The organism is Pseudomonas sp. IB20 (assembly GCF_009707325.1).
Taxonomy (GTDB): Bacteria; Pseudomonadota; Gammaproteobacteria; order Pseudomonadales; family Pseudomonadaceae; genus Aquipseudomonas.
In genome coordinates this window covers 3,401,211-3,414,848 of sequence record NZ_CP046103.1, presented here as the reverse complement: position 1 = coordinate 3,414,848, position 13,638 = coordinate 3,401,211, and the positions used below count along the sequence as shown (strand labels likewise).

The 13,638-nt window shown below is 59.6% G+C and carries 14 protein-coding genes and 4 pseudogenes; 9 read left to right on the top strand and 9 right to left on the bottom strand.

All coding sequences use genetic code 11. The features are described from left to right. Positions 1 to 19: 19 nt before the first annotated feature. A complete protein-coding gene (locus GJU48_RS15785; protein WP_094953255.1) occupies positions 20 to 1,381 on the bottom strand; it encodes an MFS transporter in 1,362 nt (453 codons plus the stop codon). Positions 1,382 to 1,730: 349 nt separating this feature from the next. On the opposite strand from GJU48_RS15785, the gene GJU48_RS15780 reads away from it, so the two are divergent. The 6 genes and pseudogenes from GJU48_RS15780 (at position 1,731) to GJU48_RS15755 (ending at position 7,434) form a co-directional block, all read left to right on the top strand. Then, positions 1,731 to 2,441, top strand: coding sequence for a FadR/GntR family transcriptional regulator (locus GJU48_RS15780; RefSeq protein ID WP_094953257.1), 711 nt, complete (start codon positions 1,731 to 1,733; stop codon positions 2,439 to 2,441). 24 nt (positions 2,442 to 2,465) lie between these two features. Then, positions 2,466 to 3,143: pseudogene (locus tag GJU48_RS15775) on the top strand (tRNA (adenine(22)-N(1))-methyltransferase); the annotation flags it as partial. Positions 3,144 to 3,431: 288 nt separating this feature from the next. Beyond that, positions 3,432 to 3,977: an ATP phosphoribosyltransferase regulatory subunit gene (locus GJU48_RS15770; protein ID WP_094953262.1), complete on the top strand. Its 546-nt coding sequence runs from the start codon at positions 3,432 to 3,434 to the stop codon at positions 3,975 to 3,977. Positions 3,978 to 4,069: 92 nt separating this feature from the next. Next, complete coding sequence (locus GJU48_RS15765; protein ID WP_094953264.1) at positions 4,070 to 4,360, top strand: DUF3144 domain-containing protein; 291 nt, start codon at positions 4,070 to 4,072, stop codon at positions 4,358 to 4,360. Positions 4,361 to 4,587: 227 nt separating this feature from the next. Beyond that, positions 4,588 to 6,645 (top strand): methyl-accepting chemotaxis protein, encoded by a 2,058-nt coding sequence (locus tag GJU48_RS15760; RefSeq protein ID WP_094953268.1) that lies wholly within the window; start codon positions 4,588 to 4,590, stop codon positions 6,643 to 6,645. 162 nt (positions 6,646 to 6,807) lie between these two features. Further along, positions 6,808 to 7,434: a glutathione S-transferase family protein gene (locus tag GJU48_RS15755; RefSeq protein ID WP_094952124.1), complete on the top strand. Its 627-nt coding sequence runs from the start codon at positions 6,808 to 6,810 to the stop codon at positions 7,432 to 7,434. A 57-nt stretch (positions 7,435 to 7,491) separates the two neighbouring features. Here GJU48_RS15755 and GJU48_RS15750 read toward each other — a convergent pair whose 3' ends face one another. The 4 genes from GJU48_RS15750 to GJU48_RS15735 form a co-directional block, all read right to left on the bottom strand. After that, entirely contained in the window at positions 7,492 to 7,653 is a 162-nt protein-coding gene (locus GJU48_RS15750; protein ID WP_155296037.1) for a hypothetical protein, read from the bottom strand. 134 nt (positions 7,654 to 7,787) lie between these two features. Continuing rightward, positions 7,788 to 8,138, bottom strand: a complete 351-nt coding sequence (locus tag GJU48_RS15745) for a hypothetical protein (RefSeq protein WP_094952126.1) — start codon at positions 8,136 to 8,138, stop codon at positions 7,788 to 7,790. A 326-nt stretch (positions 8,139 to 8,464) separates the two neighbouring features. Then, entirely contained in the window at positions 8,465 to 8,830 is a 366-nt protein-coding gene (locus tag GJU48_RS15740) for a LysE family translocator (protein WP_094952129.1), read from the bottom strand. A 68-nt stretch (positions 8,831 to 8,898) separates the two neighbouring features. After that, positions 8,899 to 9,354, bottom strand: a complete 456-nt coding sequence (locus GJU48_RS15735; protein WP_094952130.1) for a VOC family protein — start codon at positions 9,352 to 9,354, stop codon at positions 8,899 to 8,901. A gap of 11 nt (positions 9,355 to 9,365) precedes the next feature. On the opposite strand from GJU48_RS15735, the pseudogene GJU48_RS25750 reads away from it, so the two are divergent. After that, positions 9,366 to 9,612 (top strand): annotated as a pseudogene (locus tag GJU48_RS25750) (BPL-N domain-containing protein); the annotation flags it as partial. Positions 9,613 to 9,867: 255 nt separating this feature from the next. Here the strand turns inward: GJU48_RS25750 and GJU48_RS25905 are convergent. The 3 genes and pseudogenes from GJU48_RS25905 to GJU48_RS15725 form a co-directional block, all read right to left on the bottom strand. After that, positions 9,868 to 10,572, bottom strand: a complete 705-nt coding sequence (locus GJU48_RS25905; RefSeq protein ID WP_408003437.1) for a methyl-accepting chemotaxis protein — start codon at positions 10,570 to 10,572, stop codon at positions 9,868 to 9,870. Between the two features lie 387 nt (positions 10,573 to 10,959). After that, positions 10,960 to 11,523 (bottom strand): annotated as a pseudogene (locus GJU48_RS25900) (MCP four helix bundle domain-containing protein); the annotation flags it as partial. Positions 11,524 to 12,123: 600 nt separating this feature from the next. Next, the gene (locus GJU48_RS15725; RefSeq protein WP_155296036.1) at positions 12,124 to 12,351 is read right to left on the bottom strand and encodes a hypothetical protein; all 228 of its coding nucleotides are present in this window, start codon (positions 12,349 to 12,351) and stop codon (positions 12,124 to 12,126) included. Between the two features lie 210 nt (positions 12,352 to 12,561). Between GJU48_RS15725 and GJU48_RS15720 the strand changes: the two genes are divergently transcribed. Together GJU48_RS15720 and GJU48_RS15715 are read left to right on the top strand one after the other, a co-directional pair. Next, positions 12,562 to 12,795, top strand: a complete 234-nt coding sequence (locus tag GJU48_RS15720) for a hypothetical protein (protein ID WP_034136025.1) — start codon at positions 12,562 to 12,564, stop codon at positions 12,793 to 12,795. Between the two features lie 86 nt (positions 12,796 to 12,881). Then, a complete protein-coding gene (locus tag GJU48_RS15715; RefSeq protein WP_094952132.1) occupies positions 12,882 to 13,181 on the top strand; it encodes a hypothetical protein in 300 nt (99 codons plus the stop codon). 79 nt (positions 13,182 to 13,260) lie between these two features. Here the strand turns inward: GJU48_RS15715 and GJU48_RS25330 are convergent. Then, a pseudogene (locus GJU48_RS25330) lies at positions 13,261 to 13,532 on the bottom strand (DUF6124 family protein). Between the last annotated feature and the right edge of the window lie 106 nt (positions 13,533 to 13,638).

Here is a 13,638-nt window from a genome sequence, read left to right as displayed (position 1 = left end):
GGCAAGTTCCTAAATAGGCTCAAAGAGGTTTGCTGATGGCGGCGCCCGTCGGCACAGCGCTTGGCGAGGCCAGCGCGGCAGCGGGCGAAGTCTTGGCAAAGAACACCAGGATCGCCGCCAGCACCGAGGTGCCGGCCAGGCCGTAGAGGCCGCCCTGGATCGAACCGGTGGTCTGTTCCAGGAAGCCAAAGGTGGTTGGCGCGACGAAGCCGCCCAGGTTGCCGATGGAGTTGATCAACGCGATCACGGCGGCGGCGATGCGCACGTCCAGGTAGCCCTGGGGGATTGGCCAAAACAGTGACGAGGCGGACTTGAAACCGATGGCTGCAAAGCAGATCGCCACAAAGGCGAAAATCGGCCCGCCGGTGGTGGACATGAACATGCCCGCGGCGGCAATCAACAGCGCGGCGGCGACCCAGGCCTGTTGGAACTTGAACTTGCCCGACAGTGATGCGAAGGCGTACATGGCGATGATCGAGATCAGCCATGGGATCGAGTTGAAGAACCCGACCTGCACGTCGCTCAGGTCGCCCATCTTTTTGATGATGCTCGGCAGCCAGAACGTCGCGGCGTAAATCGTCAGCTGGATGCAGAAGTACAGGGCGCAGAACAGCAGGATCTGGCGGTCTTTGAGTAGCTTGCCGATGGTCGGTTTGACCGTGGTCAGCGCTTCCCGCTCGCGCTGTTCCTGGTCGATGGCGCCGACCAAAGTGTCCTGTTCTTCGCGGGTCAGCCATTTGGCGTCGTGGGGTTTGGAGTCGAGCCAGAACCACACAAAGAACCCCAGCGCCACGGAGGCCAGGCCCTCGATGGCGAACATCCATTGCCAGCCGTGGAAGCCGAAGCCTTCGATCTGCAACAGCACGCCCGACAATGGGCCGGAAATCAGTGACGCGACCGCCGAACCACTCAGGAAGATCGCAATGGCTTTACCGCGCTCCACGCCAGGCAACCAGCGGGTGAAGTAATAGATCACACCCGGGAAGAACCCGGCTTCGGCCACGCCGAGCAGGAAGCGCAGGACGTAGAACTGGGTTTCGTTCTGGATGAACGCCATCAAGGTCGCGACGATGCCCCAGGTGAACATGATGCGGGTCAGCCAGATACGCGCGCCGACCTTTTGCAGCAGCATGTTGGAGGGCACTTCGAACAGCGCGTAGCCAATGAAGAACAGCCCGGCACCCAGGCCGTAGGCCGCCGCGCCGATGCCCAGGTCATGCTCCATGTGCGTGCGTACAAAGCCGATGTTGACCCGGTCGATGTAGTTGAGGATGAACATGATCACGAACAGTGGGAGCACATGGCCCTTCACTTTGCTCACGGCACGCGCGAGGACTGAATCACTGTGTGGAGCGACAGATGCATGGCTTGAATTGTTCACAATTCAAAACTCCCCCTGATTATTTTTATGCGGGTTTGCGTGTTTTGTTGATAGACATCATACAAGTGGTTTTTTGTGCTGCGCAATGTGGGGCGGCGTGTATTTGTTCTTATAAGCACGATGGTTGAATAGCTATTTTGGTTATTTACTCAGTGTTTGCTTGGGTTTGTTGATGTTTAAGGCATGTTGATGGAACCTGAATATCCCCGCCAGAGCGATCGCGGCATGCAGTGGGTGATGGGTTGATCAGATTGGTTGTCATACAAGTAGAGCGTTTTTTCAATCAACCCAACGTCGCCGCCAAGCGCGGTGTTAAGCTCCCTCCAGCCCAACCCCGTGGACCCTCGCGATGCCCATTGAAAACGGAACCCTTGTCCGTCGACGTTCCAACAACCTGGCCCAAGGCGTAGTCGATACGCTGACCCAGCGCATCCTGCTCGGCCAGCTCAAACCCGGTGAAAAACTGCCGTCCGAATCCACCATCGTGCTTGAGCACGGCGTGAGCCGGACGGTGGTGCGCGAAGCCATCTCCAAGTTGCAGGCGTCAGGTTTGGTCGAGACGCGCCACGGCATCGGCACCTTTGTGCTGGCGCAACACGCCCAGCAAGGCTTGCGCTTGCATGTGGACACGGTCGCCAGCGTGCGCAACATGCTCGAGCTGCGCCTGGGCCTGGAAGTGCAAGCCGTGGCGCTGGCCGCCTTGCGCAGGTCTGATGGGCAACTGGTGCGCATGCGCGAAGCGCTGGACGACTACCAAGCTTCGCTGGCCAACAACGACAGCTGCGTGGAAGAAGACCAGCGCTTTCATCAGCTGATCGCCGAGGCCACCGGTAATACCTTCTTTACCGAAATCATGCTGCACCTGGGCAGTGCGATGATCCCGCGCACCCAGGTCAAAGGCGCCGAACGCGGCGGCGCGGACTTCGCCAAGCTGGGGCAATTGGCGAACCTGGAGCATGAGGCGATCTTCAATGCGATCAAACGCCAGGACCCGGACGCCGCACGGGCGGCCATGGTGTTGCACCTGACCAACAGCCGGGATCGTTTTTCGGGTGAGTAATGTTGTGCTGATAAGGAACAAACGGTGAACGAACACACATTGTCCATGCGCCTGGAGCGTGTGGCGGCGCATGTGCCGGCCGATGCGCGCCTGGCCGATATCGGCTCGGACCACGGCTACCTACCCGTGGCATTGATGCGCCGTGGCGTGATCGCTGCGGCGGTGGCGGGGGAGGTGGCGACCACGCCCTTTCACGCGGCCGAACGCACCGTGCGTGACAACGGCCTGGAGCAGCACATCAGCGTGCGCCTGGCGGATGGGCTGGCGGCGATCAAGCCTTGTGATGGGATCACCGCGATCAGCCTCTGCGGTATGGGCGGCGAGACCATCCGCGACATCCTCGACAGCGGCAAAGCGCACCTGAGCGGCCAGGAACGCCTGGTCCTGCAACCCAACGGCGGCGAGCAACCGCTGCGCCAATGGTTAATGGAAAACGGCTACCGCATCCTGCTTGAAGAGCTGCTGCAGGAGAATCGCTTCTATTACGAAATCATCGTCGCCGAGCGTGCTACGCCTGTGACCTACACCGATGAGGAACTGTACTTCGGCCCGCTGCAAATGCAGGCGCGCAGCCCGGTGTTCCTGGCCAAATGGCAACGCATGCTGCGTCAGAAGCACAAGACCCTGGCCAGCTTCGAGCAGGCGCGCCAGGCAGTGCCGCAGGCGAAGGTGCAAGAGATTGAACAGCAGGCGCGGTGGATTGGGCTTGATGCTTCGTCTGACTGTGCAAGGATCGCCCATGACTCAATTTTCGCAAAGCAACCGCCACCACCACCACGGACCTTGCCCAAGGTGCCGCGGTTGCTTGCGCTCACTGATTGACCAGAACCTCTGATCACTCAATGAACCATCACCTAAGGCGCCCACGGCGCCTTTTTTATTGCCTGTAAATAATGGAGATACAACACATGACTATGCTACGTGGAACCCAAATAGTGACGGGTAAAGAAGCCGCAGCGATGCGTGAGATAGAGGGCCGTTTTCGGAGCTATCTTCATCGAAGCGGGCGCTGAAGAAGCCATCGTGCCGGCCCTGTGGGGCCAGGATACGTTTATCGAAAAAGCCGGCGGCAGTGAAATCATCGGGCAGATGTGGGCCTTTGATGACAAGGCGGGCCGACCCTGCTGCCTGATCCCGGAAGCCACTGCGCTGTTCCAGGAGCGCAACGCGCAGTTACTGGGCGGGCGAGAGGAGGCGATGTTTTTCTACGTGGCGCGGTGTTACCGGTATGAGCGGCCGCAAGCCGGTCGTTATCGTGAATTCACCCAGTTGGGGGTCGAGATTCTCAGCCCTGACCCGGTGTCGGCGTTGCAGCGCAGCCAGGCGCTGTGCAGCGGTTTTCTGGACACGCTGGGGCTCGATTACGAGCTCAACCTGGCGGTGAAACGCGGGCTGAGTTACTACCTGGAGGGCAATGGCTTCGAGGTGCGTTGCCCCGCGTTAGGTGCGCAGCAGCAAGTGGTTGGCGGCGGCGCTTACCGAGAAGGCGCGGGGTTCGGCATCGGGCTTGAGCGGGTGGTGCTCGCACTGGCTTGATGTTCAAGGCGCCTCCACCCGGGGGCGTCTCCTCTACGGCGGCCGGATATGCTCCAATAGCCGCCATTATTCGATCACCCAGGAACCCCACCATGGCCGAAGCCACCGACCAAGCCTTCTACGACCGTGCGGATGCACACATCGAACTGTCGAACGAGCAGCTCAAGACCTGTGAAAACCTCGGCGAGGTCAGCGCCTCGATGATGTTCGGCACCACGCGCTTTAACGCCTGGGCCAGTGCGCGCAACTTCAAGTCCGGCGCCGAAATGGCCGATGCGCGGGAAGCGATGCTGAAGTATTTCTGTGACCAGTACCGGATGATGCTTGAGGATAATCTGGATGATCACATTAATAATTTCAGTCAGTACATGCTCGTCAAATAGTTCGCCGGCACCGACGCCACCAACCACACCCCATTGTCCGCTTGAAGTACTCTACGCACTGAGTGCTTTTGCCCCATTTTCGCGCATGCCACTGCGCTTTCAAGTCGCCAAGCCGCCTATTTCGCGGCCCGGTACCAACGGCCCGTATCTTGCTAGTGCCTTCCCAATCAATGACATGGCATTTTGCTTCTAGTCATATCCAGGTTGTTTGGGGGAGTGGGTCGGCCATGCACAGTCTTTTATCACCGGGTATCCGCCTGCTTGGCCGTTTCGGTTTTGCGCGCAAGTTCCAGATCCTGTTTTTCCTGTTTATGCTGCCCCTGGCCGGGAGCCTATGGCTGATCGGCCAGGACTATCGCGACAAATTAGCGGTGATTTCCAGCGAGCAGTCCGGCGTTCACCAACTGCTGGCCCTGGACACGCTGGATGGCCAATTGACGGCGCAGCGCAACCAGGCGGCGCGCTGGAAAGCGCTGGATATCCTGCACACCCCAACCGCTGCGGCCCAAGCGGCGATGGACAAGGTCGATGCCGGCAGCCCAATCATCGTGCACAGCCTGCAAGCCCTGGGCGATGCGCTCAAGACCCAGAACGCCAGCGCCGACACCTTGGCGCGTTTTGAAGCATTGCAGGCGACGGTCAAGGGCATGGACACCCAGTCACTGCGCACGGTGGGTTGGTGGCCGGACGGTTACGACCGCTTCACCGCCGCCTTGACCGCCATGCAAACCCTGCGCGAGCAGATCACCCAGGACGCTGGGCTGATCCTCGACCCGTGGCTGGAAACCTACTTGTTGATGCAGATCTCCACCCAGCACACGCCGGACCTGATCGAGCGCATCGGCCGCACGGCCAGCGTTGGGCAGTCGTCGATTGCGTCGGGCCAGTTCACTTTGCAAAGTCGTTTGCAGATGCGCGACCTGCGCGGCCGTATCGGCGATGCGCGGGAGCAGTTGGTCAAGGCCGCCGCTTCGCTCAAAGCCAAGCAGTACCCCGGAATTGAACCGTGGGCGGCGCAATACGACACCAGCCTGCAATTGCTCGACAGTGAACTCAAAACCCTGGACGACGGCGTATTTGGCGGCACCATCAAGCTCGACACCACAGCGTTTGATCGCAGTGTCGACAGCATCCTCGGTGCATTGGGCGCGTTGCGCAGCCAGTCGCTGCATTCGCTGGACGAGCGCTTGAGTTATTACCGCGACCGCTCACTTAAACAGTTTATTCCGGTGGTGGCGACGTTCAGCCTGCTGGCGCTCGCTGCACTGTACTTGTTCATCTGCCTGCAAGCCTCGATCCGCCGCAGTGCCAGTGGCATCACCACGCTTGCCGAGTCCCTGCGCGACGGCAACCTGTGCGTCGAAGTGGCGGTGGAAGGCCGCGATGAGCTCGCGGCGATCAGCACGGCACTCAACGTCGCCGTGGTGCAGTTGCGCACCAGCTTGTTGGGCGTTAACCACGAGACCCAGCAGCTCGGCTCGGCGGTGCACACCCTCAACGCGCAATCGGGCAGCACCCTGACCGAAGTCGAAGACCAGCAATACCAAATCAGCCAGATTGCCGCCGCCGCCACGCAACTGGCCGCCACTTCGATGGGCGTCGCCAAAAGCTGTGAGCAGGCCTCGGGCAGTGCGCAGCAAACCCGGCGCATCGCCGAAGACAGCAGCCGTGACAGCCAGCGCACCACGGCGAGTATTCAGCAACTCAACCAGCGCCTGACCGACACCGCCAATGCCCTGGAGCAAGTGAGCCAGCAAGGGCAGCAGATTCAGTCGGTGGTCGACACCATTCGCGGCATTGCCGAACAGACCAACCTGCTGGCGCTCAACGCCGCCATCGAAGCCGCCCGCGCAGGCGAGCAGGGCCGTGGGTTTGCTGTGGTCGCGGACGAAGTGCGCAGCCTGTCGCAACGCACCCAGGCCTCCACGGCGCAAATCGCCAGCACGGTGGACAGCCTGCGTGCGACGGTCAGCCAGGCGGTCACGCTGATGGGCGCCGCGTGTGACCAGGCGCTGACCGATGCCGAGTCCGTCACCGGCCTGGGCACACGCCTGGGCGAGATTGCCGGCGCGGTGCAAAACGTCACCGACACCCTGGCGCAGATTGCGGCGGCGGTGGAGGAACAGGCGACGACGGCGGATGAGGTCAGCGGCAATATCCAGCAGGTCGATCAGGCCGCAGGGCGCTTGCTCGACGGCGCGCGCGCGGTGAACCAGGCGGCGGATACGTTGAGCAAAGGCAGCCGGGCATTGAGCGAAAACACTGCGCGTTTTCGGCTGGGCTGATCCATTTTCTCAGTTGAACTGCTCATACTTCCTTGGGGCGAGCGGGCATTCAAAGACGGCTGGCGCGTCGCTGTGGGCGATGGTTGCGAATTAATCCATGGCACTCCAGCGCGACAGCGTAGTCTCTTACCTTAATACCCACTCGTGTACAGCGGAGCCCTTATGATCACCGTCCACCACCTCAACAACTCGCGTTCGCAACGCATCCTATGGCTGCTCGAAGAACTCGGCCTGCCTTACGAGATCAAGCGCTACCAGCGCGACCCGAAAACCAACCTTGCTCCGCCTGAACTCAAGGCCATCAACCCACTGGGCAAATCCCCGGTGATCGAAGACGGCGCGCTGGTGCTGATCGAATCCGCCGCAATCATCGACTACCTGATCCGCCGTCACGGCCAAGGCCGCCTGCAACCCGATCCGGCCACGGCCACCTACGACAAATACGTGCAATGGCTGCACTTCGCCGAAGGCTCGGCCATGCTGCCGCTGATGCTCAACCTCTACGTCGGGCGCCTCGGTGAAGCGGGCGCGCCGTTGCATCCGCGTATCGAATCGGAAGTGGCTAACTACCTGGGCTACCTGAACGATGTGCTGGCGGATACGCCGTACCTGATGGGTGACGAACTCAGCGGTGCGGATATCCAGCTGAGCTTCATCGGCGAAATCGCCAAGGCCCAAGGCAAGTTGCAGGCCTACCCGAACCTTGCCGCATGGGTGCAACGCTTCCAGGCGCGGCCGGCTTATCGCAAGGCGGTGGAGCAGGGCGGCGAGTACGCGTTCGCCAAATAAAAGCGCAGGCGTCCCCTCCTGCTCGCCACAAGGGGGGCGCCAGTGCTGACTAACCGACTAGCGCACCACCTCTAACGCCGTTATCTCATTCACATAATGCGATTCGCTCGACGTCAACTCCAGCGTCAGCGCCACGCCCAGGTCCTCGATAAACACGCGGGAGGTCTTATAGTCGCCCTGGTCGCACGCCGCAGCCAGGAGGAGGGCGGGCAACTTCATTACGGGGGATGTCCTTATCGGAGAAAGGCGAGGCGGCATTATCCAGTAGATGGGGGGCGGCTTCTAGGAAAACACGGCAAGCCCGCTCGCCACGAAAGCAAGCCAGCTCCCACAGTTGAACAGCGTCGCGTCCCTCAACCGAGGCGTCGGCGCCAATCGCCGCCATGCTGGGCGCTGCATGCTTGCTCGGAGTCGAAGCGCACGCAGCGATCAATGTTCACCGCCGTCACCTCGGCCTCGTGCAGCGCCGCCGCAGTCAGCTCACGCATGCGTTGGTCGGCGCCAGTTGCCAGGGCGTGGTCCTGATTGGCGCGGGTATCGAACACCCAGGTCACCCGCAGGCTTTGGGGGAAGGCGGCGTAGTCGACGGTGTGGGTCAGCCAGTCGAAGCCTGGAATTTCGGCTTTGGCGGTTTCACAGGCTTCGGTGAGTGTGGCGACCAGGCGGCGTTCGAGGCGGGCGATGTCGCGTTTTGGGGAAGGCATTAAGGGGTTCCAATAAGTTAGCGCTTAATCATCTGTTTCTTGGGTGTTTTTAATAAAAGTCATAGTAAAGCGCCCATTCGCCAGTGACGACGTTCTTCCAGAACATCAAGCTCCCGCTGTCCACGACGTTGAGGTTTATTTTCGCGTCAGACGATAGCTCGTAATGGATGGCGCGGGCAACATAAAAATTGTGCAGGTCGCATGCCCGACCCTCGACCTCAACTTCTATATGCCCGAGTGCGAAACCATGAAACTTCATCGTGCCGTCCTATCGCTGTTGAAACGCCACTTTCAGCCCCAGCCCCATAAACAGCGTGCCGATGATTTTACCTTCCCAGCGACGCAGCCTGGAAGAACGCCTGGCGTGGCGTGACCGCAGGCAGTTCAAGCCGCGCGTGTGTGCCGGTTTTGGCCATAAACGCCCGCACGCCTAAATAAATCAGGTACGACGCGCCCACCCACTTCACTGCGTTAAACGCCGCCGCCGAGGTCATCAAGATCGCCGACAAACCCAGTGCCGCGCACAGCGTATGAATCAGGTCGCCTGTTGCCACCCCCCAACCCGGTGGCGATGCCGACCTTACGCTCGCCTTGCAGCGTGCGAGTGAGTACCAGCAATACCGAGGGCCGGGGATCAGGAACAGACCGATCACCACGGCGAGGTAGGTGAGGAGGGAGGCGAGTTCAAACATGGCGGGCTATCTCGGAACAGGCCGCGGCTTACAGTAATCCCCATGTCGGCGCTCAATGCAACGCCGTTTCAGGCGAATGCGTCTTCGATAAACGCCTCCAACGCCTTCTCCTCCAGAATCTCGATAGAGAAATACCCGAAGCGCTTGGGCAACCAGATGATGCGTTTCCCATCCGGCGACCGCAGGTCCTCAAGGGTCAACGGCTTGCCGTTTTCATCCTCCGGTTGCACCCCGGTGGCGATCAATTCGGCGTAGGCTGTTTCGATGTCCGGTGTGGTGTAGCAATGCCGGTAGATCATCCCTTCGCCGTGTGCGTCCAACAGCTCGCGCAAGTTGCCCGTCAATGGCTGAACCAGCATGAAACGCTCCTGGCCCATCAGTGCAATCGCAAAACGTACCTGCAGGCCGCCGCGATCCCAGACCTGGGTTTTGGAAATTTTGGCGTTGAGAATCTTTGCGTAGTAGGCGCACACCTCTTCGAGGTTCTCGACCAAGACGTCGACGTGGCTGAACTTTAAATCCATTGCAGGGCTCCTGGCGAGTGGCGGGTATTGCTGATGCGGCGGTGCGGGGGGTGTGGCAAGCCTGACAGCGTGTTTTATCAGGATGGGCCGTACTTCCCTGAAGCTGGCTCGGCTTCACCTTATACAACCATTGCGACGGATCGCAACGGCGATGTGGTGGCGCAGGAGTGGTTTGAAACGTGTCGATGGGAGAGGGTGGAAGGCTTGTCTCCAACACTTTCGCCATACGGTAGACTCTATTTCATTGATGCTGACTAGCATTACTTTTGGCCGACCTCTGCCGGATGCGAAGGGCTGCAATGGGTCGATTGCTGCCTGTCATGAGGGGCAGCATTCGGCCAAAAGCAGACACTCAAAAATGGCAGGTATTGCAAAATTGGGGTCAGGCCATAGGGTTGCGAAGGAAATAGCCCCTGATGTTTTTTGCAGGACTCGGACCATTACCTGCGTCCTGCGCCTAACCGGGGGCCATTTCTCGCAGCAACGCGGCTCGCGATGAAACGGCAACAGCCCCTAGAGCTGAAAGCGCGAAATGTTCTCTCGCAATGTCACGCTGGTGCGTGCCAGCCCTTCGCTTTCCTGCTGAGCGCTGCGGAAGGCTGCAGCGGATTGCTCGGCGCTTTCGCTGACGGTCACGATGCCCCGGCTGATCTGCTCGGCAACGGTACTCTGCTGCTCGGCGGCAGCGGCGATTTGGTGGTTCATGCCGTTGATCCGCTCGATCATGGTGACGATCGTGCTTACCGCGTCACCGGCCTCGGAAACGCCGGACACCGACTGCGCACTGGAGCGCTTGCAGCGTTGCATATGCTGCGAGGTCTCGTCGGCAATTTTCTGCAGACTGGCGATCAGTCCCTCAATCTCTGAGGTGGCCTTCTGGGTACGCTTTGCCAGGCTGCGCACCTCGTCGGCTACCACCGCGAAGCCGCGTCCGGCCTCGCCAGCACGGGCAGCTTCGATGGCTGCATTGAGGGCCAGCAGGTTGGTCTGGTCGGCCACCGACTTGATCACTTCAAGTACGCCGCCGATATTGCCGGTTTCATCCTTCAACCGGACCATGGCCATGTTGGACTGTTCGATTGTCTCGGCCAGCTCGCCGATCATGTTGACGGCATCTTTGGCCTTCTGCTGGCTGTGCAGGGCCGCGCTATCGGCCTCGCTGGCGGCACTGGCGGCGGATTCGGCATTGCGCGCGACATCCTGCACGGTGGCGGCCATTTGGTGAACGGCGGTGACGATCTGCTCGACCTCGCACTGTGCCATGGCCACGCTTTCGGCGTTTCTCAGGCTCGATTGGCTAAGCTCCTGGCTGGAATCGGCCACGGTCTGTGAGGACAGGTTTATGCCCTTGGTCATGTCCCGCAGGTTCTCCTGCATGCTCAGCAGGGCGGCCATGATGCTGGCTTGTGGTGGCTCAATCGTGCGCTCGCTAACGCGCAGATCGCCCTGGGCAACCCGTTGGGCGAGCTGGTTGAGCTCACTCGGTTCGGCACCCAGCGCGCGCAGCAGGTTGCGGCTGATGAGGTAGCCCAGTACCGCTGCTAGTAAGACGGCTAGCGCAGTAATGGCGAGCAGCAGGTTGCGTTGTGATAGATAGTGCGCGTCATTTTCGCTGACCTGCAGGTCTGCCTTCTGGTTGGTGTAGCGCAGGTATTCGCCAATTGCCTGGGTCAGCTCGGCCAGTAATGGTGTGCACTGCTCGCTGACCATGCGCAGGGCCTCGTCGTTTTCACCCTTGAACAGGTGTTCGGCAATGGTGTGCGCTACTGGTTCGTAGCGGCTCTCGACCTGCTCGATGGTTGAGAACAGTTCACGTGCTTTGGGCGACAAATCATCATGGCTATCAATTGCCTGGCGTAGCGCGGCGAGGCTGCTGGCCACCATTTGTTCGTTGACGGCAATCGCACCCCGCTGCTGTCCTCTCGCGGTGACATTGCTGTTCAAGGCGATGTTACGCAGGGCAATCGCGCGCTGGGCGGCGGCGTCGTTTAGTGTGTTGGCCAGGCGGGTGCGTGCATCAATGCCATTAACGTAGCGAGAAAAGTCCTTATTGCTGTTAGCCAGGGCGTACAGCGAGATAGCGGCGATCAGCAACATAAACGCGAGCAGGCTGGCATAGCCGGCATAGAGAGTGGTCCGTGTAGAGAGCCGGGGAGTGTGCGATGGCATGGTGTACCTGCGTAATGGGAGGAACAATTTAGGGACACCTGCAAGGGTATGTATTCGCCCTTGGTCCGCATCCTGCGCAGGTATTCTTTGTTCGACAGCAACGAGTAGCGACGTTATATCCTGGCTAGCCGAAACTTGTACAAGCATTTATTCTTGTACAAGTCTTGTACAACTATATTGATGCGATGTCTTTATGACATCACTCAATCCCGATGAACGGTCAGTAACCTCCGATTTCTGGCAAGCGCCAGAAATAGAGGCCTGGCTATCGGGCTGACGACTGTTTGGCGGCGATACAGCCCAAGGCCATCTTGGGGCCGATAGAATCCTGCGAACGCTGTAAAAATGCGTAGCGCTATTTCTGTACAGGTATTTTGTAGGGGGGTGAGCTAGGGCGCGCTAATTGTGAGCATGCGCTGCGCTAGTGGCAGTTGCCGTTTCATCGCGAGCCGCGTTGCTGCGAGAAATGGCTCCCGGTTATGGGGGGCGAGCTCATTCTCGGATCTCCATGCGAGATGGCGGCGCAGGTTTGCCCAACGTTCGGCGAGGGGGTTATGCAAATGGCGAGCGACGGCGTTGACTGCCCCACTTGCGGGACATTCATGCCGGCTGGCCGAGCATGAGAGGGACTAGCGGACTGATCGACATGAACGTCTGATTGGTCGATTTTGCCAGCTTATCAGCCGCCGATAGGATTTTAGGTAATGATGCGCCACCAAATTCAAGGAAGATAACAACAATGAAAACCGCTTCCCGCGCCCTGTTCCTGCTCTGCCTTTCCACGCCCGCCTTCCAATTGATCTTCGCCCTCAAGGCAGGAAAGGGCATTTACCCGCCTTCTAATCGCTTGACCCACTTTGGCCCTGGCCCTGCATCTTGTGCGGGCAGGGCTTTTTAACCGTCGATGTGGCGCTGTCTGTTTGATAAGCAACTGAGGCGTTGAGCTGAAAACAGCCCGTCGATGTGCATACCGGTCTACCATGGGGGCCCGGTAGTGGTTCCACGCACTACCGACCTCTCTTCTCAAAGGTATCGCTGATGTCCATCGACCAAATCTCCCTCCCCAAAGGCGTAGGCCCTCACGCGGCCAAGCTCCTCGACGCCATCACCGGCGCCTCCACCCATGAAGAACTCAACCGCGCAGGCGGCAAAGCCGAAGGTTTTGTGTTGGGGCTGGAATCCACTAAGGCCATCAAAAGCCAGATCGCTGAGTCGCTGTATGTGGCTTACGACGACGCGGCGAGTAATCGGGCGGGTGAGTTGAAGGGTTGAGCATTAGCTAGATAGGGCGTTTTGCGGTGCAATTTGCGCGCAGGTCGTTAGACTGGGCACCTTTGATTTCTCAGGATGAGGCTGTCATGTTTAAAGTTTCTCTGGCGTCACTGCTGCTGACCTGCACCTTCTGCGCTTCGGCGGCTTCGGGTGTCGATGTGTCGAAAATTTACGGCAACATCCAGTTCGTCGATCACTATCCCGACTACAAGGTTAAGGTTGTTGACCACTACCCTGACCTCAAGGTACAGCGGGTAGATCATTACCCTGACTCAGCCGGCAAATGGAAAATGGTCGATCACTACCCGGACTACAAGATCCAGATCGTCGATCACTACCCCGACTTCACCATTCAGTACGTGGATCACTACCCTGGCGCTAATTGAAGGCAGCGCCATCAGCGCGCTGGCGCTCACACAGCTCTCCAAAAAGCAAAATTGGGCGGGTGCGTTGAAGGGCTGATAATCAGCCAGGGCAGGGCGCTTCGTGGTCCAGAAGTCTGGCCGTGAGCAGTACGCCCAGTTCGCTCAGTGGGTGGATAGCCAGTGCGATGGCGCGGTGTTTGCCGCACAGGTCTTCGGACAGGTCGAGCAGTAGTGTGCTGACGCAGGTGAAGGTTTCGTAGCTGTTGGGCTGGCGTCGGGGACGACGGTGAAGAGGGTGGTTGAATCCTGTGTGACGTTAACCGTCGTTAAGTTCCTTGCTTGGGCTACAACCCCATCGCTACTAAACCCGATCAGCCTTGAGACGGCCACTCCAGCGCATCCGTGACCCGGCGCGCCACGAGGGCGCCCTGCGCACAGCCACCATCAAGTACAGACAAATAAGTCCTACTGATGAAGC

Coding starts and splice junctions, on each gene's coding strand:
- GJU48_RS15780 (WP_094953257.1), top strand. CDS start 1,731: ATGCCCATTGAAAACGGAACCCTTGTCCGTCGACGTTCCAACAACCTG.
- GJU48_RS15765 (WP_094953264.1), top strand. CDS start 4,070: ATGGCCGAAGCCACCGACCAAGCCTTCTACGACCGTGCGGATGCACAC.
- GJU48_RS15760 (WP_094953268.1), top strand. CDS start 4,588: ATGCACAGTCTTTTATCACCGGGTATCCGCCTGCTTGGCCGTTTCGGT.
- GJU48_RS15755 (WP_094952124.1), top strand. CDS start 6,808: ATGATCACCGTCCACCACCTCAACAACTCGCGTTCGCAACGCATCCTA.
- GJU48_RS15750 (WP_155296037.1), bottom strand. CDS start 7,653: ATGAAGTTGCCCGCCCTCCTCCTGGCTGCGGCGTGCGACCAGGGCGAC.
- GJU48_RS15745 (WP_094952126.1), bottom strand. CDS start 8,138: ATGCCTTCCCCAAAACGCGACATCGCCCGCCTCGAACGCCGCCTGGTC.
- GJU48_RS15740 (WP_094952129.1), bottom strand. CDS start 8,830: ATGTTTGAACTCGCCTCCCTCCTCACCTACCTCGCCGTGGTGATCGGT.
- GJU48_RS15735 (WP_094952130.1), bottom strand. CDS start 9,354: ATGGATTTAAAGTTCAGCCACGTCGACGTCTTGGTCGAGAACCTCGAA.
- GJU48_RS25905 (WP_408003437.1), bottom strand. CDS start 10,572: ATGGCCGCCACCGTGCAGGATGTCGCGCGCAATGCCGAATCCGCCGCC.
- GJU48_RS15725 (WP_155296036.1), bottom strand. CDS start 12,351: ATGCCCTTTCCTGCCTTGAGGGCGAAGATCAATTGGAAGGCGGGCGTG.
- GJU48_RS15720 (WP_034136025.1), top strand. CDS start 12,562: ATGTCCATCGACCAAATCTCCCTCCCCAAAGGCGTAGGCCCTCACGCG.
- GJU48_RS15715 (WP_094952132.1), top strand. CDS start 12,882: ATGTTTAAAGTTTCTCTGGCGTCACTGCTGCTGACCTGCACCTTCTGC.